The organism is Thiosocius teredinicola, from assembly GCF_002009425.1.
GTDB lineage: Bacteria > Pseudomonadota > Gammaproteobacteria > Chromatiales > Chromatiaceae > Thiosocius > Thiosocius teredinicola.
In genome coordinates this window covers 3049547-3068617 of sequence record NZ_CP019936.1, presented here as the reverse complement: position 1 = coordinate 3068617, position 19071 = coordinate 3049547, and the positions used below count along the sequence as shown (strand labels likewise).

Genomic DNA, 19071 nt, shown 5'->3' with positions numbered 1-19071 from the left:
AGGAGAAATGTCATGTCAATGAGTGCAGAGCAAAAGCAGACCATCATCAACGAGTACGGCAAAGATGCGAAAGACACGGGGTCGACCGAAGTTCAGGTCGCCTTGCTGACGGCCCGGATCACCGACCTGACGCCGCACTTTCAAGCGCACAAGAAGGACCACCATTCCCGCCAGGGTCTGGTACGCCTGGTCAACCAGCGTCGTAAACTCCTCGACTACCTGAAGTCGAAGGACGTCGAACGCTACCGCGAACTGATCGCGCGTCTTGGCTTGCGTCGCTAAGCGATCACACACCAAGGTTTGAGGAATTCCAAGTGACCCCGATTACGAAAACGTTTCAATACGGTGAGCACACCGTCACGCTAGAAACCGGCGAAATCGCCCGACAGGCTGATGCGGCCGTTCTGGTCAATATGGCGGACACCGTCGTGTTGGTCACCGTGGTATATGACAAGAACCTCGACAGCGGGCGCGACTTCTTCCCGCTGACTGTCGACTACCAGGAAAAAACCTACGCCGCCGGCAAAATCCCCGGCGGTTTTTTTCGTCGGGAAGGTCGGCCGTCGGAAAAGGAAATTCTCACGTCGCGCCTGATCGACCGTCCGATCCGCCCGCTGTTTCCGAAAACCTTCACCGCTGAAACGCAGGTGATCTGCACGGTCAAGTCGCTCAACCCGAAGATTGACCCCGAGATCCCGTCGCTGATCGGTGTGTCGGCCGCGCTGGCGATCTCCGGTGCGCCGTTCCAGGGTCCGATTGGTGCGGCCCGCGTCGGTTACAAGAACGGCGACTACATCCTCAACGGGCCGACCGGCCTGGGTGACGCGACCGACCTCGATCTGGTTGTCGCCGGTACCGAAAACGCCGTGCTGATGGTCGAGTCCGAAGCCGACCAATTGTCTGAAGAGGTCATGCTCGGCGCTGTGCTGTTCGGCCATGAGCAGATGCAGGTCGTGATCAACGCGGTCAAAGAGCTGGCTGCCGAGGTCAACAAGCCGATCGTCGAGTTGCCGGAAGTGGCGACCAACGAAGAGTTGAAAGCAGCTGTCGAATCGGCCTGTGGCGATGCACTGCGCAACGCCTACACCATCGCCGACAAGATGGATCGCTACGCCGCCATCGATGCAGCCAAAGCGGCAGCGATGGAGCAGTTGTGCGGTGGCGATACGCCGGCGTTCGACGAAGGCGACGTGATGGGCGCGATCGAAAAGCTCAAGAAGACCACCGTGCGTGGCCGCATCCTGGCCGGCGAGCCGCGTATCGACGGTCGCGATACCAAGACGGTGCGCCCGATCTACATCCGTACCGGCGTGCTGCCGCGTACCCATGGCTCGGCACTGTTCACCCGCGGTGAAACCCAGGCAATGGTCGTCACCACGCTTGGTACCGAGCGTGATTCACAGATCATCGATGCCCTCGAAGGTGAGCGCAAAGAGTCGTTCATGCTGCACTACAACTTCCCGCCGTTCTGCGTGGGTGAGTTGGGTCGTGTAGGCAGCCCGAAGCGTCGTGAGATCGGCCACGGTCGTCTGGCCAAGCGCGGTGTGCTGGCCTGCATGCCCGACATGACCGACTTCCCGTACTCGATCCGCGTCGTCTCCGAGATCACCGAATCGAACGGTTCGTCGTCGATGGCCTCGGTGTGTGGCACCAGCCTGTCACTGATGGACGCCGGTGTGCCGCTGAAGGCGCCGGTGGCCGGTGTGGCAATGGGTCTGATCAAAGAAGGCGATCAATTCGCGGTACTGACCGATATCCTGGGTGACGAAGATCACCTTGGCGACATGGACTTCAAGGTTGCCGGTACCCAGGACGGCGTCAACGCGCTGCAGATGGATATCAAGATCGACGGCATCACCCGCGAGATCATGGAAATCGCCTTGGCCCAGGCCAAAGATGGCCGTCTGCACATCCTCGGCGAGATGAACAAGGCGATCAACGCACCGCGTGAGCAGATGTCGGAGCATGCGCCGCGCATCGTGTCGTTCAAGATCAACCCGGAGAAGATCCGCGACGTTATCGGCAAGGGTGGCGCAACCATCCGCTCGATCACCGAAGAAACCGGCGCCACCGTCGACATCAGCGACGACGGCACCGTCAAGATCTTCTCGGTCGACAAGAGCGCCGGCGACGAAGCGCGCAAGCGCGTCGAGCTGATCACCGCAGATGTCGAGGTCGGCAAGGTGTACGAAGGTCGCGTGGCACGCCTGATGGACTTCGGCGCTTTTGTGACCATCCTGCCGGGCAAAGACGGCCTGGTACACATCAGCCAGATCTCCGAAGAGCGCGTCGAGAAGGTCAGCGACAAGTTGTCCGAGGGCGACACCATCAAGGTCAAGGTTCTCGAGGTCGACAAGCAGGGCCGTATCCGGCTGAGCATGAAGGCCGTAGCCGAAGAGGCCGAAGCCTGATATCAGCGCTCGTTCAAGCGTTAAAAAGGGCCCTCGGGGCCCTTTTTTTATGCGCTCAGCATCATCGGTCGGCAGTCGATCGTGGCTCGCGCCAGCGGCCTGCCCAGGCGGCCGGCGCCGCTAAAACCAGCGTTTGCGCCGGAAGAAGACCAGCAAGCCGACCGCCACGCTGAGCATCACCAGCAGTATCAGCGGATAGCCGTAGTACCAGCCGACTTCGGGCATCGCCCAGGGGCTGTTGTGATTGCCTGAAAAGTTCATACCGTAGACTCCGGCAATGAACGTCAAAGGGATGAATATGGTGGCGATCACCGTGAGCACCCGCATGGTCTCGTTCATCCGGTTGCTGACGCTCGACAGGTAGATGTCGAGCATGCTGGTGCCGATCTCGCGATAGGTCTCTAGCAGGTCCATGATCTGGACCGCGTGATCTTGGCAGTCGCGCAGGTACATGCGCGTGTCATCGTCGATCTGCTCTATCTCGTCGCGTATCAGGTTTCCGATCACGTCACGTTGCGGCCAAAGCATACGGCGTAACAGAATCAGTTCGCGCTTGATCCGATGGATGTGCGACAGCGTGGCATGTGTCGGCCGTCGCACGATGTCTTCTTCAAGCGATTCGAGTTCTCTGCCGAATCCTTCGAGCAGCGGGAATCCCTGGTCGACGACCGCGTCGATCAGGGCATAGAGCAGATAATCGGTGCCCCGTCCGCGCATCTGGCCACGGCTTTCCGTAAGCCGCCGCAATACCGGTTCAAACGGGTCGAGTGGCCCGTCGCAGAAGCTTACGACGAAGTCCGACGCAGCGAACAAGCTGACCTGATGCATCGATACCCGGCCATCGGCAAAACGCGGTAAGGCCAGAATCACGAAAATCTGGTTGTCGTAGGTTTCCAACTTGGGTCGTTGGCCGGTGTTGTGCACGTCTTCCAGCGCCAGCAGATGAAGTTTGAAATGCTCACCGATGGCCGCCAAGGTGGCGCCGGTCGCACAACCCTGCACATGCAGCCAGGTGCGGCGCCCGGTCTCTTCTTGCAGGGTCGGCAAATCTGTGGCGCTCAAGTCGACGCTGTCGACCGTTGCATCATCGTAATGGACGAGTCGCAGCTGAGGTGACTGTCCGGAGCGCCCCGGGTGTTCTCGCAAGGATCCGGGCGATGTGCCCGGGTCGTGGTAATGCTTGTCGAAGAAGGGCATGCGGATGTCTCCTGGATGGTTACGGTTGGCGGTTGCCGTGGTCAGCGAAGCCGGCCCGAAACCGGTGCCGTGGTTGCTTCACGCTTGCCGCGCCAACTATCGATGCGTTTTCGCCGGTGTGAAGTCGTTCTGCGGCGAGTTTAGCCTGCACTCGCCAGACGAATACGGACCGGTCGCCAGCGTGTGCATCGGTGCTTTCGCGCGTGTGCTGCCGTATTCGGCTGGAGATTCGCTGCTGTCCAATGCGAGCGGCAGTCCGGACCGAATAGATTTTTTGTCGGACATCGGCCAATAATGCAGGAGTTTTCCTAGCGGCGATTGCACGATGAGCGAAACGTTGAAGCGCTTTTGGCCATTGGTCTTGTTGGTCGTTCTACAGATCATTTTCCTGATCTGGCCCGACATCGATCTTTGGTTCAGCGGCCTGTACTTCGTTGCGCCCGAGGGGTTTTACCTTGCCGATCGCTGGCCGATCCGTTTGCTCGACGCAGTGTTCGGCAATCTCCATTGGGTTATGTTGCTCGTGCTCCCGTGGCTGTGGTTGGCTAGCCTGCACTGGGCAGGAAAGGGCGAGACCTCGTTGCGCTGTCGCCTGGTCTTCCTGCTGATCGTCGTTGTGTTGGCACCGACCGTATTGGTGAGCGCCCTGCAAACCGAGTCAGGTCGGGCATTGCCGGTCGATGTCGTTGAATTCGGCGGTCAGAAGCACTTCTCAGGCGCGTTTCAGCCGGCCGCGGAGTGCCACAGCGACTGCTCGTTCGTCAGTCGGCATGCTGCAAACGGCTTTGTCTTGATGGCGTTCGCCTGGGTACTGGGTGCGCGCGCTTGGATGCCGGCTGCGGTCGGGCTGGGTTTGCTCGCAGGGCTGGCACGCGTGGCTCAAGGCGAGGCCTATCTCAGCGACGTCGTGTTCGCGTTCTGGGTGGTTTACGGCGTTTGCGCGGCAGCGGCTGCGTGGGCGTTGCCGAAGCATATGAAGGTCGCGATTCGCTGAGCACGACTCGCGCGGCACATCTTCAACTGATGTTGTGGGTTGCCATCGGATAGCCGTGTTCACGGTAGAAGCGAAAGCGCTTGCGGCTCTCGGCCTTGACCGTTTCATCATGATCGACGCACTCGATCAGCCGGTCGAAGCGGCTGAAGAAGGTCGGTACCTCCGTCGCCAGATTGATCAGCACCTCGTGCTCGTCTTCGTCTTGATGGCCGTCACCGATCAGGATCGGATTGATAGCGCGATCGGCGCTTCCCAGCAGGCCGTGTGGAACAAATCCTTGTTCCCACAAGGTCCACAACAGGCCGTCCACATGTTGTGATTCGGCGCTCGCCTGCGTATGGATCAACACGCGGTTGCCGGCGCGCCGCGCCTTCTCGGCAATGCGGCAGGCAAGTTGATAACGATCGCCTGCCGCATGCGGTTCCAGAATATAGAAGTCGACCTGCGTCATAGCGATGGTCGTTTACATGCTCACCTTGGCGCGCTTGAGCAGGAACTCGGTCAGCAACGGCACGGGACGGCCGGTCGCCCCCTTGTTGGCGCCGCTAAGCCACGCGGTTCCGGCGATATCCAGGTGTGCCCACTTGAAGGCCTTGGTGAAGCGCGACAGGAAGCACGCTGCCGTAATGGTGCCGGCGCCTTTGCCGCCGATGTTCTGCATGTCGGCGAAGTTGCTGTCGAGCTGGCGCTGGTATTCGTCCCACAGCGGCAGTTGCCATGCACGGTCGCCGCTGGCGGTGCCGCATTCGAGCAGTTCGCCGGCGAGCTTGTCGTCGTTGGCCAACAAGCCGCTGGCCTGATCGCCGAGGGCCACGATGCAGGCCCCGGTCAAGGTGGCGATGTCGATCACGGCGGCCGGCTTGAAGCGCTCGGTGTAGGTCAGGGCATCGCACAGGATCAGACGACCTTCTGCGTCGGTATTCAGGATCTCAATGGTCTGGCCCGACATCGAGGTGACGATGTCGCCCGGCTTGTTGGCATCGCCGTCGGGCAGGTTCTCTGAACTGGGCACGACGCCAACCACGTTGATCGGCAGCTCCATTTCGACGCAGGCGGCGATGGCACCGAACACGCTGGCGCCGCCACACATGTCGTACTTCATCTCGTCCATATTCGCCGCGGGTTTGATCGATATGCCGCCGGCATCAAAGGTCAGGCCTTTGCCGACCAGGGCGATCGGTTTGGCGTCGGCCTTGCCGCCCTGGTATTCGAATACGATCAGTTTGGCCGGCTGGCGGCTGCCGCGCGACACGGATAGCAACGAGCCCATGCCGAGGCGTTCCATCTGCTTCTCGGTCAGTACCGAGACCTTCAGCTTGCTGCTGCGGCGACCGAGTTTCTGCGCCTCTTCGGCCAGGTAGGTCGGGGTGCAGATATTACCCGGCAGGTTTGCCAGATCTTTGGCGAGCTTGGTACCGGTCGCGATGGCGCTGGCATGCGCCACGGCACGGGTCGCACTGGCGAGCTGTTTGCGCCCCGCGACGATGAGGGTGCCGCGTTTCAACGGCCGTTTTGCCGGTGTCTTGGTGCTCTTGCACTGTTCGAACCGGTATTGCGCGGCGTTGGCGGCGGCGACGGTTTCGCGCACCAGCCGATAGGTGTCGTCATCGCCTTCGTCGTTGGGCAGCACGACGATGCAGTCGGTGGCGCCCGAATTCTCCAGGAGCTGGAAAGCGGGCAGGATGGCCAACCCCATCTGCCGCGGTTTGAAATCCTTCTGCTCGCCCAGGCCTACCAACAGCAACCGGGCCGCGGCACAGTCGTTGGGCTCGTAGAGCAGTTGCGTCTGGCCGACATCGCCGCTGAAATCCTGCTTTTTCAGAACCTTCTTGATCTGCCCGCCGAGGGCCGTATCCAGCGCTTCGGTGCCCGCCGGAAGCTTATTCGACTTGAACACACCCACGACCAGGCAGGCGGTTTTCATTGCGTTTGCGGCACCGGTTTTACAGCTGAATTCCATAGATCCTCTCACGTGTTGGATTCGCAACGACCGGCGCTTTCGCGAAGCAGCCGTTGACGGTAAGGTTCGGTTTGTTTTGCCGAAGTGTAGCGAATCGGGAGTGTAAAGAAACCACCATGGGGGTAATTGACCGCCTTCTTCTCAAGGAGATCTTCAAGACACTCGCGGTGGTGTTGCTGGTTCTGTCGCTGATCTTGCTTTCCAACATGATCGTCCGCTATCTCGGCAAGGCCGCCAGCGGGGCGATCGGCACCGATGTGCTGATGATCGTGGTCGGGCTCGAGCTGGTCAAAGCTCTCGGCTTGATCATTCCACCGTCGTTCTTTTTCTCGGTGTTGTGGGTGCTCGGGCGGATGTATCGCGACAGCGAGATGGTGGCGTTGTCTGCGTCGGGCTTCGGCCATGCCCGGTTGTTCCGCGCCATCCTGCTCGCAGCCGTGCCGTTGGCGATATTGGTCGGCGTTCTGGTGATGGAGCTGTTGCCCTGGGCGCGCGGCAACGTCGACCAGCTCAAGGCCGAACAGAGCATGCGGGCCGATATTTCCGGCGTCAAAGCCGGGCGCTTCAACGAGTTCAGTAGTGGCGGTCTGGTCGTCTACACCGAAAAGCTCAGCAAGGATGGCATGCAATTGCAGGGCGTATTCGTGCAGGATCGCCAGCAGGGGCGTGCCGGCCTGGTGAGCGCCGACAAGGCCTATCAGACGACCGATCCGAAGACCGGCGAGCGCTTCGTCATTCTGACCGACGGTTACCGTTTCGAAGGTCAGCCGGGGCAGCTCAACTACACAATCGGCAAATTCGACGAATACGCGGTACGCATCCCGACCTTCGACCTGGTCGGCTTTGCCGAGCGCCGCAGCGCGAAGTCCTGGCAGGCATTGCTCGAGTCGGGGCGACTCGAAGACTATGCCGAGCTGCACTATCGCATCTCGGTACCCCTCGCGTTGATCGCCTTTGGGGTGCTTGCAGTGCCGTTGGCGCGCTCTCCGCCGCGCTCGGGGGTCTATGGTCGGCTGCTGTTCGCGGTGCTTTTGTACTTCACTTTCATCAACCTGCAGCGGGTGGCCGAGAGTTGGATCGAGAACGGCATCGTGCCGACCTGGATGGGCATGTGGTGGTTGCCGTTGCTGATGCTGTCGGTCGCCGGCTTGATCATGCTTGTCGATTCCAACTGGTTCTGGGTTCAACGTAGACGCTGGAAGGCACGCCGCGCATGAGACCGCTGTTGTTTGAACGTTATATCGGCAGTGCGATGCTCAAGGCGACCGGCGTCACGTTGCTGGTGCTTGTCATTCTGTTGGTGTTTTTCGGTCTGCTGGAAGAGATCGACGATGTAGGGCAGGGCGATTACACCGTCATCGATGCGTTTCTGGTGGCGGTGACCTCGGCGCCGCGCTATGTGTTCGAGGTGTTTCCGGTAGCCGCGTTGATCGGCAGCCTGATCGGTCTGGGCGCGATGGGGGCACACGGCGAGTTGATCGCGATGCGCAGCGCCGGTTTCTCACTGCGCCAGATCGTGTTGGCGGTCATGAAGGCCGGCGTGCTGATGATGGTCGCGGTGTTCCTGTTCGGTGAATACGTCGCACCGGTTGCCGAACAATGGGGTGAGCAGCATCGGACCGAGAAACAGGAAAAGAAGGTCACGCTGAAAACGCGCTACGGGTTCTGGGCGCGCGATGGGCAGGCGTTCATCAACGTGAGGGGTATTCTGCCCGGCGGTCGACTGCAGGATATCTACATCTACGAGTTCGACGACCAACGCCGGCTGACCTTGTCGACCCACGCCGGGCGCGCAGAACACAAAGGTGACCACTGGGAGCTGTACGACATCAAGCAGAGCCAGATCGCCGAATCGGGTATTTCACAGCGATCGTTGGCGCAGGCGCGCTGGGAGTCGCTGCTCGACCCGGGACTGCTGAGCGCGATCGTGATCGACCCTGCAGTCTTGCCGATCAACGAGCTGTATTACTACATCCAGTTGATGCGCAAGAACAACCAGTCCGCCACGGACTACGAGGTTGCGTTCTGGAGCAAGCTGGCCACGCCGCTGGCGACGCTCGTCATGCTGTTCATCTCGATTCCCTTCGTCATCGCCCACCAGCGTTTCGTCAGCATGGGCCAGCGGATATTTCTCGGCATTCTGCTCGGTATGGGGTTCTACCTGCTGAACCGCGGGATGTCGTACGTCGCCGTGGTTTACGATTTCAATCCGATCGTCAGCGCGCTGTTGCCCGGCGTGGCTTTCCTCGCCATCGGCGTGACCTTGCTGCGACGGGTGAAATGAGCGGCGTGCCTATTGATCGCGTTTGATGATGACCAGGCGGGTGCGGCTCAAGTGGTCGTGCCAAGCCAGGCCTTGCTTGTCGATCAGCACCCAGAGGTAGCCCAGGCCGGCCGCCAGCAGTGATAAGCAGGCACCGAGGTAGCGGATCAAGGCCTGCTTCATCGTCAGCGTCTGACCGTCGTCCGCCACCACCTTCAAGCGCCAGGCGCGCATCCCCAGCGTTTGACCGCCGTGGGTCCAGAACCAGCTGAAAAACAATGCCGGGGCGACCACAAAGTAGATCTGCAGCAGCAGAAACGAACCGTGGCCGCTTTCGATGCCCATGCCGGCCCGAATGAAGGTGTCGACGATGGTGCCGAGTAGCCACAGCGCGGCGACCAGCCAGCAGTCGTAGAAGATGGCGGCGAGTCGGCGCAGCAGGCTGGGTACGGCGGCGTTGTCGAGTTGCGTTTCGGCGAGGCTCATGTCGATGGAAATTCGGTTTGTTGGCGATGGTGTTTGTTGCACAGGGCGGCGCTTGTACGGGCGCAGCCAAGCGTACCGCGAATAAGAATATCGTTAAATAACAAGCAGATAATAAACCAGCTTAATTATTAGGGAAAATACCAGTGCGACGCAGGATTGCTCCTAATGGTGCGGGCGACTGCTTGCACCATAATGAAATGCCAGTCTTCCGCCAGGCCAAGCGGCTAAAGATCGCAAGCTGCGGGTGCAACCCAAAGGAGAAAAGGATGGAACAGAGAAGCAGCGAGCGCAAGGCCGTCTCTATGGAGGCCGTCGTTGGCTGTCCGCGCTTCGGCCTGATACGCGGCAAGATCAGGGATCTCGGTTTTGGCGGCCTGTATATCAGCGCAGAAACCAGCATCGTACCGATCGGGGCCGACGTCACGATCACCTTCCATCCCAGCGACGACTTGGACGATGGCCCGCTGAGCATCAGAGGCAAGGTCGCACATCAAAGCCTGCAAGGCTTCGGCATCGAGTTTTCCGGCCTCGACGCACAATCGCAGCGTGTGCTGGATGAGTTGCTGCCGTCGATGCAACCGGTACGCAGCAAAGCGGTGCCCGTTTTGCGGGCGCTCTGAACCCGCCTTTCGTTCCGCTCCAGCAATGTCTTGAGTACGGCGCGCCTTGCGCGTCGGCACGCGTGTGCGCAACACCCGCTCTACTCAGAGCGCATCAATGAAATCTGCGCAGGCCGTATCTTTCAACCAAGTGGCATAGTAGCAGTGCGATTTGCCGGTCAGGCTGGGCAGCAGCCGTATCTTTTTGCCGGTCAAGATCCCGAGGATCATGCCGTGCAGCCGTGAAGTCGTCACCGAGCGATGTTCGCTATATAGCGCGACGGCGCGTCGCACCAGGCGCAGTCTTGCGCGGTCCAGTCGATCATCGAGATGCGATGGCGGCCCTGAAAACCGGGTCGCCCGATACGTGGCCGCCACCAGAGCCACTTCGCAGGCGTCGCGCCATCGGACCAGGTCAGGCCAGTCGCAGACCGTGTCGTGTCCCCCGATCGGAAGATCTATCTGCGCGCTTTCCTTGTCTTGCCGCAGCAGGCACAAGCTGCGTTCTCGCTGCGCATTGTTGATTGATGGTTCAGCCCCTTCGAACTGATCGAAGGGGTGCAGGGCGTGCGCCATGTCCGGGGCGAGATACAGGTTCTTAAGCCCCATTGTTTCCGCCAAGCGCATGCTGTCGTTGTCGCGGATGAACAGATGGAAATCGGGATGCTGACCGAATACGCGGCCAGCCTGTTGCAGGCCGCCCGGGTCTTGAAAATACAGGCTTTGGGGCAGTACGACGATGCGCTGGGATGGGAAATCCTTGGTGACCTGTTCGCGCAGGCGTTGGTGGGCTGGGTAGAGGTCTCCGAGGTGACCGCCGCCATGACAGACGATGATCGTTTCTTTATCTATATGTCGGCGGAACCATCGGTAGTGATAGCTGTGAGTATGCGCCCGCGTGACGACCTTGATTGAGTGCTCCTGAAAATACTTTTCGATGCCCAGATGAATGAGGTGATCGCCGATATTGCGATGTACAGGTTCATCCACCATGGCAACTTCACTGCCGTTGGGAATTACCCGACTAATGACTGAAAGTTGTTGTTTTAGATGGGAATTACAGTCGGAGACAAAATTTAACATGTCTGTTTTAATGAGAGGTGCATAACAAGACAATAAATAGGGCCGGGACGTTGACTAATAAGAACATAGGCTCGACGCCGAGTGTAACCGTCGTTGTTTCCGCGCGTAATGAGGCGAAGACGATCGAGCGATGCATCGAATCGTTGATTGCTCAGCGCAGATCGCCGGAACGCATTGTGATGGTAAACGACGGCTCGACCGACGAGACGGCTCAGGTCCTTGAGCAGTTTGCAGACAATCCTCAAATCCGTGTAATCAATCTCGAATCGAACATCGGTGTACCCGGCGCCCGCAACATCGGCGTAACGCGCAGCACGAGCGACATCATCGCTTTTACCGATGCAGATGCCTATGCGACGCCGGGTTGGTTGGAGGAACTGCTGGTGCCGTTCTCTGATCCGGCCGTGGTGGCCAGCGGTGGTCCGGATCGTGCGCCGCGCAACGACGAGCCGTTTGCATTGGCGGTCGATCACAGTCTGCGCTCACTGGTTGGATCGGTGAAGCTGCGCGTGAAGAACGAGTTCGCCCCGTACTCGCCGGCTGGCTGCAACCTCGCTATTCGTCGTGCGCAATTCAAAGCTGCCGGTGGGTTCGATGAACGCCTGGACCGACGCGGCGAAGAGAAGGAACTGATTCAACGGCTGCGGCGTGATGGCGGTAAGGTCGCCTACCGTGACAAGGCACTGATTTGGCACCACCGCCGGGTATCGCCGCGCCAGTTCTGGCGACAAACGTACCTGTCGGGCAAGGCCCGGGTCGATATCCTGCGGCTGGCGCCCGATGCCTTTGCCTGGCCGTTCATCGGGCCCGCGCTGATGGTCGTCGCCATGTCGCTGATGATTGGCGGTTACATCGCGAGCGGTCATCCGCTGTTGCTCGTCCCGCTGGCCGGATACCTGGCGGCACTCCTTGCCGATGGACTTGCCGCGTGGCGTAACAGCGGATCGTTCCGGGTGGCGATGTGGGTGCCTGTCACCAGCGGCACGATCCATTGGGCTTACGGTATCGGCTTGTTGGTGGGGGCGTATCGCTGGTTGACCGGAAGTGCGATCGGCAGCGGCAAAGCGACAGCCAACAGGCAGACAGACGACCTGACAAACCCACGATGACCCGACTGCACGTCTGTAACCTGAGGTCTGAGAGCGACGGTGATCAACGGATCGTTGCTGCAGACTTCGTGGTGGGACGACGTGAGCGGAGTGTCTGGTTCCGAACCGACAACGGACCGCTGACCGATCTTGCCGATCCCTTTCTACCGGTGGCGCTCACGCCGGCGATGCGTCGCAAATGGTCAGTCGAAATCGACGGCCCTGTTTCGCCGACCTTGATGCGAGGCGCGCGTGAAATTCAAGGCATCATGCACGGCTGGTTTCCGGAACTGCATGAAATCGACGTGACGGCCGAAACCCCGGTCAGCGAGCCGGCCGCCAAACCAGACGGCGTTGCCAGCTTTTTTTCGGGTGGTGTCGACTCTTTCCATACCTTGCTCAAGCATCGCGCTGACATTACCCATCTGATCTTTGTGCACGGATTCGATCTGCCGTTGTCATTCCAGCGTGAACGAGAACGCGCCGCCGCTTCGGTACGCGAGGCGGCAGCGTCACTTGGGCTGCAGGTCGTCGAAGTGGAAACCAATCTGCGCCAGTTCGGGCAACCGCATGTCGGCTGGGTCAAGGCCTATTTCGGTCCGGCCTTGGCCGCGGTCGCCCTGCTGCTGTCGGCGCGTTTCCACCGCATCTATCTTCCGGCGAGCGTGTCCACAGACCAACTTATTCCTATGGCCTCGCATCCGGCTATCGATCCGAAATGGAGCAATGGCGTTATGCAGCTGATCCACGACGGGTTGGAGGCGACGCGGTTCGAGAAGATCCGCGACATCGGCAGTTGGCAGCCTGTGCGTGAGCATCTGCGCGTTTGTTTTCAACGCAATTCGGCGCACGTGAACTGCGGGCGTTGTCGCAAGTGCGTCTGGACCATGATGATGCTCAAAGCGACGGGAGACCTCGATCATGTCAAGACGTTCGGCGAACCGCTGGATGTCGACGAACTGCAGCTGTATCCGCCGGTACCCAAGTACGAGCGAGACAGATTCGAGGAAGCGATTGCGTTGTTGGAACGACGTAACGCGGACCCGGAATTTCGCGCGATCCTGCAGAAGATGCTGGATGCCAACGGAAAGTTGCCGCTGGCCGGACGCTTGAAGCGTTTGATGGCACGCAGCCGTAACTATTTGGTTCACCGACTATAGCCAAGGGATCCGATGATACTGACCCGACTTGCGGATAACACCGCCAATGGACTGCGCAGGATCAGCATGGATCTGGTGTGGGAAAACAACGATCGCCCGCGCCAGACGCTGTATTTCGAAGCGGGCGGCAAGACCGCCGAGATCCTGCACGCGAATGCCAATGCCTTTGCCATCGCGTGTCTGCCTCTGGCCGCCTGGCTGAACGAGGAAAGGCTGCTTGTCGAGGATAAGCTGTGCAAGCGCCTGCGTTACGGACTGAGTTCGATCAACCAGGTCTTCAAGCAATGGTTTCCGCGATGCTCGCTGGTCGATGTGCAGGCGAGCGAGGGGTTTCAGACGACGCGCCCCCCAGACCAGCGGCGCGTTGCAACGCTGTTGTCCGGCGGCGTGGACGGCCTGGCGACGTTGCGTATCAATCGGCTCGATTATCCGCTCGATCACCCGGAATCCATCAAGGCATGCATCACTCTGTTCGGTATCAACAAGTTCGATATCGATGAACAGGGCAATCAGGTCCCCGAGCGGCTCGACGCATTCGAGGCAGTGGTGGGACGCCTGAGCGAGCTCGCCGACGCGGAAAACTACGAGCTTCATCCGGTGCGCACGAACATACGCAGCCTGGCACCCGGCTATAGCTTCTGGGTGAAGATGGGATTCGGCGCGGGCCACAGCGCGGTATCTCAATTGTTTCAGGGCACCTATGACAAAGTCCTGCTGGCCTCGGACGGCGATGGGCCGAACCCGCCGCCGGTCGCTATCCATCCGGTGTTCAACCAACATTTCTCGACCGATGCGGTGCGTATCCAGAGCGAGCAAGATGAAATGACCCGCCTGCAAAAGATCGATCTGCTTACCGACTGGGAATACGGCCGCCGCTTCATGCAACCGTGCCACTACGTCCACATTCCGGAAGGTGGCGCGATCAATTGCGGCGAATGCGAGAAGTGCGTACGCACCATGTTGAGCCTGATCGGTCTTGGGAAGCTCGACGAGGTCAGTGCGTTCGAACAAAAAGACCTCAAGCCGATCCGCGTGTTTCTGATACCGGTCAGCCATGCCGGCAAAGCCAAACTGCTGGGGCAGGCGATCGGGCCTTTGCAGAAAGCTGGGCGGTCCGATCTGGTGTGGGCGATACGTGCGCGTCTGGCCCTGTATTACCTGCTGCGGCACTAGGGGCGATCGTTTTCTGATTGTTTGTGCAATGCGGAACGGCTTTTCGCTCGCAGAGAGCGAAGCTTGCTGCGCATGGCTGTCGGGCTGGCAGCGTGTCCGCTTGCCACGGCATACCGCATCGTTGCGGTTTTTTGGGCGGTTCTCCGGGCTGTCGACGTTTTTGCCATTGGGAAGGTAAGAAAAATGAATCTGCGGGTATCGAACATCGATCTGGCGGCTGAAGATGGCCGCCAGACGCTTTCTGCCGACTTCGGCACCGGAAAACGCACCAAGCGGGTTTGGTTTCGTACGGACGACGGCCCTGTGTCCGACCTGGCCGATCCCTTTTTGCCGGCCGCTCTACCGCCGGCCATGCGCCGGCGCTGGGACATCGAGATCGACGGTCCGATATCGCCGCGGTTGATGGAGGGCGTACAACAGATTCAGCAGATTCTGGCCGGGTGGTACCCGAACTTTCGACCGGTCGGGATCGATGCCCCCGAGCCGCTGGACAAGGGCGATGCAGAGCCGACCGGTGTCGCCATGTTTTTTTCCGGCGGCGTCGATTCGTTCTATACGCTGCGGAAACATCGCAAAGAGATTACCCACCTGATCTTCGCGCACGGCCTCGACCTGGCGTTGAGCCATACCCAGGAAAGGGAGCGCGCGGCGAGTTCGGTACGCGAACTCGCCGCGAAACTCGGCCTCGAGTTGGTAGAGGTCGAAACCAACATGCGGCAATTCGGGCAACCTCACGTCGGGTGGGAACAGGCCTACTGCGGAGCGGCGCTCGCGTCGATAGCCTTGCTCCTTGCGCCCCGTTTCAAGCGGGTATACATCGCTGGCGGTGTGTCTACCGAGCAACTTGCACCGCTGGGAACGCATCCCGACCTGGACTTCAGGTGGGGTAACGGTGCCGTCGAATTGATCCATGATGGCCTCGAGGCGACGCGATTCGACAAGATCCGTGACATCGGGCGATGGGCCCCGGCGCGCGATCACCTTCGCGTATGTTTCGAAAAGAGCGACAGTGAGCTCAACTGCGGTCGATGCAACAAGTGTCTGTGGACCATGATGGTTTTAAAGGCCACGGGAGACCTCGACCAGATCAGAACGTTCGAATCCCCGCTGGATCTTCGCCTGCTGCGCTTGTATCCCCCCGTACAGTCGCATCAGCGGGATCGCTTCGCCGCCGCCGTGGCGCTGCTTGATGAACGTGGCGTCGAGCCGGAATACCGCCGGTTTCTCCAGGATCAACTGGACGCCAACGGTCGGGTGCCGTGGAGAGGGCGCTTGCGGCGCTTCACCGATCGCGGCCGCAATTATCTGAAGCACCGCTTTTAGTCTGGGCGCCGGGTCGCGCATGCGCGCGCGGCCGACGACCGGGTATTTGTGTATTTCCCCAAGGCAGCGATAATTCCCTGAACGGTGGTGATTGGGGCCGGACCCATTAGCAAACGTTCGTTGTCACGAAGAGTCCTGCGGGGCATACCGATACCGGTGTTGGCGTTGGCGTTCGGCCTGCTGACCGGTGTCGTGTTGTGGCTGGTCGTCGACCGGGTTCAGACGCGTGCGCTGAGCAATATCTTCGACCAGGCACTCGAGAGCCAGCTCGACCAGCAGGCGCGCGAATCGCTGATCCGCTTCGACGAGTACCGCCGCTCGTTCACCTATTTTGCCCGTCTGCTGGCCACGCACCGACGCATGGCGGATTACCTCGATCCGATCATCTGGAGCCGGCGTTCGCACGAGGTGGTGATCTATCACGAGAACAGCCCGCCCCCGTGGCTGCCGGACGATGTGAGCTGGCAGCGGGGTTTGACGCCACGCCATTTCCTGCTGGTCGACCCCTCGGGCAACGTGCGCGAACGCTACAGCTCGGAGGCAGGACCGCTGCCGGCCGGTCTGCCGCTCGAGGGGAATGCGCAACTGGCTACCAGCGAACGACGCGCCTACGTCACCGTACTCGATGAGCGCCCCTGGTTGATCGTGTCCGAGGCGACCGAAGACAACGCGCGCACGCCGATGGGCAGTGTGGCTGTCTTGGTGCCATTGAACAGCGCCTTCCTTTCCGCATCGCAGCAGTTCGTCAAGTCGACCAACAACGTGGTGGCGATGCTCGACCCGGACGCGCAAAGCATCCTGTCGAGCAGCAATCCAGAGAAGGTGCCGCCGGGCGAAGTGCTGGGCGAATTACGCGATGACTATGTCGTGACCGCCCAGTCGTTCTTCGAATACGAAGACGCCGACGTGAACCTGCTGTTCGCGACGCTGTTGCCCAAAGGCTCGTTCGAGCGCACCGGCCAGCAGGTACTCGACCTGGAGCGCCGCCAGCGGCTGATCGGTGCGGCCGTCATTATCTCGGCCTTCGTGCTGCTGTTTTTGCTGTTGTCGAGCCGCATCAGCCGGCTGATGAAAAGACTTTCAACACTGTCGCGCCGCGCCTTGGATATTCCCGATGCCGATGTGGTGCCGCACGGCAACCAGTTGTTGATCCTCGAAGATTGGATTCGCGATTTCGTGCAGATGGTGATGCGTGCCCGCGAAGAGATGCGGCGCAAGCACGAAACTGAACTGCTCGAAACGGAAAAGCTGCGCGTCGCCATCATGGAGGCGTCGCTCGACTCGGTCATTACCGTAAATCAGCGCGGTGAGATCATCGACTTCAACCCGACCGCTCAGGAGACATTCGACTACACGCACGATCAGGCCGTCGGCCGTTCGTTCAACGAGCTGGTTGTCGCCCCGAAATGGCGCGACACCTTCGAACGCCTGCTGTACCTGTCACTGGTCGGCGCCGAGCAAGGCGTGCAGCGTACCGAGATGCAGGCGGTGGCACGCGACGGGCGGGTGTTTCCGGTCGAACTGGCGATCAAACCGGTGTTCCTCGAAGAACAGCTGGTGTTCACCCTTTACCTGCGCGACATCGCCGAACGCAAGGTGCGCGAAGCAGAGATCCGCAGTCTTGCCGCGTTCCCCAGCGAGAGCCCGATACCTGTCCTGCGCATCAATCGCCAGGGCGTCATCACCTACGCCAACCAGCCCAGCGCGCCGTTGCTGAGGCACTGGGGATGTCGACCACTGCAGACGCTACCGTTCTTCTGGCGCGATCGAGTCGAAGAGGTGTTGAACAGCGGTTCGACCAAGGAACTCGAGGTGAGCAGCGACGAGCGGGTGTTTTCGTTGCTGCTGGCGCCGGTGTCCGAGCTCGGTTACGTCAACGTCTACGCACGCGACATAACCAGCGAGCGGGTCGCCGAAGAAGAGTTGAAACGCCGGCAGAACGAACTGGTACACGTGACGCGTCTGAGCAACATGGGCGAGATGGCGACCGGCATTGCGCACGAGCTGAATCAACCCCTGTCGGCCATCGTAAACTTCGCCAATGGCTGTGCACGCCGGCTGCGCATGGATATCGGCGGCAAAGAAGAGCTGTTGCACGCCCTGGGCCAGATCTCGGCACAGGCGGGCAGGGCCGGCGAGATCATCAAGCGGCTGCGCGGCATGGTCACCCGGCGTCAGCCGGTACGCGAGGTTGTCGATCTCAATTTGCTGGCACAGGAAGCCAGCTCGATGATCAGCCACGACCTTAAACGCCAGGAAGTGACCATCGATCAGAAGCTATTGGACAAGCCCTTGTGGGTGCGGGTCGACTCGGTGCAGATCGAACAGGTATTGATCAACCTGCTGCGTAACGCCCTCGATGCGCTGTCGGACCTGGCGCCGGAAGACCGCAAACTGGTGATTACGTCCGGCATGCAGGCCGACGGTATGGTCTACGTCAGCGTGCAGGACAACGGCTCGGGGATCACCAGCAAGGCGATGGAGCACCTGTTCGACCCGTTTTTCAGCACCAAGGACAGTGGCATGGGCATGGGGCTGGCGATCAGCCAAACCATCATGAGCAACCATCATGGTAAGATTCGAGCAGACTCCTGGCCCGGCAAGGGCAGTATCTTTACCATCGAGCTTCCGCCCAGCGTGGAGGCCGTCGTGAGCGCGGCATCGTAACCCATGGTAGAAACGCCTCTCTCGAAATCAACGGTTTTCGTGGTCGACGACGACCAGGCCATGCGCAACTCGCTCAAGTGGTTGATCGAGTCTGTCGGCGTGCAGGTCGAGAGTTTTTCGTCGGCCGATGACTTTTTGGCGCAGTACCAGCCGGGGCGCTCCGGGTGCCTGGTGCTCGACGTGCGCATGCCGGGCATGAGCGGGCTCGAGCTGCAGGAGCACCTTGCCGAGCGCAGTATCCATATCCCGGTCGTGATCATCACCGGCCACGGCGACGTGCCGATGGCGGTGCGTGCGATGAAGGCCGGTGCGATCGACTTCATCGAAAAGCCGTTCAACGACGAGGTGCTGCTGGATGCGATCCGGCGCGCCATTGCGTACGAAGAACAGCAGCGCAGCTTTCACAACGAACACCTGCAGATCAAGCAACGCCTTGCCAATCTGACGCCGCGTGAGCACGAGGTGATGGAGATGGTGACGGACGGCAAGTCGAACAAGGAAATCGCAAATATCCTCGGCGTGTCGGCCAAGACCATCGAGGCACACCGGGCGCGTGTCATGGAGAAGATGCAGGCTGGCTCGCTGGCCGAGCTGGTACGGATGGCGCTCGCCGTCGGCGACGCCGAATAGCAAACTCGTCGGCCCAAAGCGCTCGTTGTCGTAACTC

Annotated in this window: 17 protein-coding genes; 12 read left to right on the top strand and 5 right to left on the bottom strand. The window is 60.3% G+C overall.

From position 1 onward, the window contains the following. The first annotated feature begins 12 nt into the window (after positions 1 to 12). Complete coding sequence (gene rpsO / locus B1781_RS14600; RefSeq protein WP_078120358.1) at positions 13 to 282, top strand: 30S ribosomal protein S15; 270 nt, start codon at positions 13 to 15, stop codon at positions 280 to 282. A gap of 32 nt (positions 283 to 314) precedes the next feature. Continuing rightward, positions 315 to 2411, top strand: a complete 2097-nt coding sequence (pnp, locus tag B1781_RS14595) for a polyribonucleotide nucleotidyltransferase (protein ID WP_078120357.1) — start codon at positions 315 to 317, stop codon at positions 2409 to 2411. Positions 2412 to 2531: 120 nt separating this feature from the next. Here the strand turns inward: pnp and corA are convergent, their stop codons facing one another. Next, positions 2532 to 3608, bottom strand: coding sequence for a magnesium/cobalt transporter CorA (corA, locus tag B1781_RS14590; RefSeq protein WP_078120356.1), 1077 nt, complete (start codon positions 3606 to 3608; stop codon positions 2532 to 2534). A 325-nt stretch (positions 3609 to 3933) separates the two neighbouring features. Between corA and B1781_RS14580 the strand changes: the two genes are divergently transcribed. Continuing rightward, a complete protein-coding gene (locus B1781_RS14580; protein ID WP_078120354.1) occupies positions 3934 to 4602 on the top strand; it encodes a phosphatase PAP2 family protein in 669 nt (222 codons plus the stop codon). Between the two features lie 22 nt (positions 4603 to 4624). Here the strand turns inward: B1781_RS14580 and B1781_RS14575 are convergent, their stop codons facing one another. Together B1781_RS14575 and B1781_RS14570 are read right to left on the bottom strand one after the other, a co-directional pair. Beyond that, positions 4625 to 5053: a DNA polymerase III subunit chi gene (locus tag B1781_RS14575; RefSeq protein ID WP_078120353.1), complete on the bottom strand. Its 429-nt coding sequence runs from the start codon at positions 5051 to 5053 to the stop codon at positions 4625 to 4627. A 12-nt stretch (positions 5054 to 5065) separates the two neighbouring features. Then, positions 5066 to 6562, bottom strand: coding sequence for a leucyl aminopeptidase (locus B1781_RS14570; protein WP_078120352.1), 1497 nt, complete (start codon positions 6560 to 6562; stop codon positions 5066 to 5068). 116 nt (positions 6563 to 6678) lie between these two features. On the opposite strand from B1781_RS14570, the gene lptF reads away from it, so the two are divergent. Both lptF and lptG read left to right on the top strand, forming a co-directional pair. Continuing rightward, positions 6679 to 7779, top strand: coding sequence for an LPS export ABC transporter permease LptF (gene lptF / locus B1781_RS14565; protein WP_078120351.1), 1101 nt, complete (start codon positions 6679 to 6681; stop codon positions 7777 to 7779). After that, positions 7776 to 8846, top strand: coding sequence for an LPS export ABC transporter permease LptG (gene lptG, locus B1781_RS14560; protein WP_078120350.1), 1071 nt, complete (start codon positions 7776 to 7778; stop codon positions 8844 to 8846). The genes lptF and lptG overlap by 4 nt, the downstream gene beginning before the upstream one ends. Before the next feature lie 9 nt (positions 8847 to 8855). Here lptG and B1781_RS14555 read toward each other — a convergent pair whose 3' ends face one another. Continuing rightward, the gene (locus B1781_RS14555; RefSeq protein WP_078120349.1) at positions 8856 to 9311 is read right to left on the bottom strand and encodes an RDD family protein; all 456 of its coding nucleotides are present in this window, start codon (positions 9309 to 9311) and stop codon (positions 8856 to 8858) included. Between the two features lie 266 nt (positions 9312 to 9577). On the opposite strand from B1781_RS14555, the gene B1781_RS14550 reads away from it, so the two are divergent. After that, positions 9578 to 9931: a PilZ domain-containing protein gene (locus B1781_RS14550; protein WP_164513407.1), complete on the top strand. Its 354-nt coding sequence runs from the start codon at positions 9578 to 9580 to the stop codon at positions 9929 to 9931. Positions 9932 to 10015: 84 nt separating this feature from the next. On the opposite strand, the gene B1781_RS14545 is transcribed toward B1781_RS14550, so the two are convergent. After that, positions 10016 to 10993: a polysaccharide pyruvyl transferase family protein gene (locus B1781_RS14545; protein WP_078120347.1), complete on the bottom strand. Its 978-nt coding sequence runs from the start codon at positions 10991 to 10993 to the stop codon at positions 10016 to 10018. Positions 10994 to 11010: 17 nt separating this feature from the next. On the opposite strand from B1781_RS14545, the gene B1781_RS14540 reads away from it, so the two are divergent. The 6 genes from B1781_RS14540 to fixJ all read left to right on the top strand — a co-directional run bounded on the left by B1781_RS14540 (position 11011) and on the right by fixJ (position 19034). Next, positions 11011 to 12102, top strand: a complete 1092-nt coding sequence (locus B1781_RS14540) for a glycosyltransferase (protein ID WP_078120346.1) — start codon at positions 11011 to 11013, stop codon at positions 12100 to 12102. After that, positions 12099 to 13241, top strand: a complete 1143-nt coding sequence (locus B1781_RS14535; RefSeq protein ID WP_125932107.1) for a hypothetical protein — start codon at positions 12099 to 12101, stop codon at positions 13239 to 13241. Before B1781_RS14540 ends, B1781_RS14535 begins: the two co-directional genes overlap by 4 nt. A 12-nt stretch (positions 13242 to 13253) precedes the next feature. After that, the gene (locus B1781_RS14530; protein WP_078120344.1) at positions 13254 to 14414 is read left to right on the top strand and encodes a hypothetical protein; all 1161 of its coding nucleotides are present in this window, start codon (positions 13254 to 13256) and stop codon (positions 14412 to 14414) included. 183 nt (positions 14415 to 14597) lie between these two features. After that, complete coding sequence (locus B1781_RS14525) at positions 14598 to 15737, top strand: tRNA lysidine(34) synthetase (RefSeq protein WP_078120343.1); 1140 nt, start codon at positions 14598 to 14600, stop codon at positions 15735 to 15737. A gap of 120 nt (positions 15738 to 15857) precedes the next feature. After that, complete coding sequence (locus tag B1781_RS14520; protein WP_125932106.1) at positions 15858 to 18404, top strand: PAS domain-containing sensor histidine kinase; 2547 nt, start codon at positions 15858 to 15860, stop codon at positions 18402 to 18404. Between the two features lie 3 nt (positions 18405 to 18407). Further along, a complete protein-coding gene (gene fixJ / locus B1781_RS14515) occupies positions 18408 to 19034 on the top strand; it encodes a response regulator FixJ (protein ID WP_078120341.1) in 627 nt (208 codons plus the stop codon). The last annotated feature ends 37 nt before the right edge of the window (positions 19035 to 19071 follow it).

What these genes read in the sequence shown, in the direction of transcription:
- B1781_RS14580 (WP_078120354.1), top strand. Translation starts at nt 3,934, where the DNA reads ATGAGCGAAACGTTGAAGCGCTTTTGGCCATTGGTCTTGTTGGTCGTT.
- lptG (WP_078120350.1), top strand. Translation starts at nt 7,776, where the DNA reads ATGAGACCGCTGTTGTTTGAACGTTATATCGGCAGTGCGATGCTCAAG.
- B1781_RS14530 (WP_078120344.1), top strand. Translation starts at nt 13,254, where the DNA reads ATGATACTGACCCGACTTGCGGATAACACCGCCAATGGACTGCGCAGG.
- B1781_RS14525 (WP_078120343.1), top strand. Translation starts at nt 14,598, where the DNA reads ATGAATCTGCGGGTATCGAACATCGATCTGGCGGCTGAAGATGGCCGC.
- B1781_RS14555 (WP_078120349.1), bottom strand. Translation starts at nt 9,311, where the DNA reads ATGAGCCTCGCCGAAACGCAACTCGACAACGCCGCCGTACCCAGCCTG.
- B1781_RS14545 (WP_078120347.1), bottom strand. Translation starts at nt 10,993, where the DNA reads ATGTTAAATTTTGTCTCCGACTGTAATTCCCATCTAAAACAACAACTT.
- rpsO (WP_078120358.1), top strand. Translation starts at nt 13, where the DNA reads ATGTCAATGAGTGCAGAGCAAAAGCAGACCATCATCAACGAGTACGGC.
- B1781_RS14570 (WP_078120352.1), bottom strand. Translation starts at nt 6,562, where the DNA reads ATGGAATTCAGCTGTAAAACCGGTGCCGCAAACGCAATGAAAACCGCC.
- corA (WP_078120356.1), bottom strand. Translation starts at nt 3,608, where the DNA reads ATGCCCTTCTTCGACAAGCATTACCACGACCCGGGCACATCGCCCGGA.
- fixJ (WP_078120341.1), top strand. Translation starts at nt 18,408, where the DNA reads ATGGTAGAAACGCCTCTCTCGAAATCAACGGTTTTCGTGGTCGACGAC.
- B1781_RS14550 (WP_164513407.1), top strand. Translation starts at nt 9,578, where the DNA reads ATGGAACAGAGAAGCAGCGAGCGCAAGGCCGTCTCTATGGAGGCCGTC.
- B1781_RS14575 (WP_078120353.1), bottom strand. Translation starts at nt 5,053, where the DNA reads ATGACGCAGGTCGACTTCTATATTCTGGAACCGCATGCGGCAGGCGAT.
- B1781_RS14535 (WP_125932107.1), top strand. Translation starts at nt 12,099, where the DNA reads ATGACCCGACTGCACGTCTGTAACCTGAGGTCTGAGAGCGACGGTGAT.
- lptF (WP_078120351.1), top strand. Translation starts at nt 6,679, where the DNA reads ATGGGGGTAATTGACCGCCTTCTTCTCAAGGAGATCTTCAAGACACTC.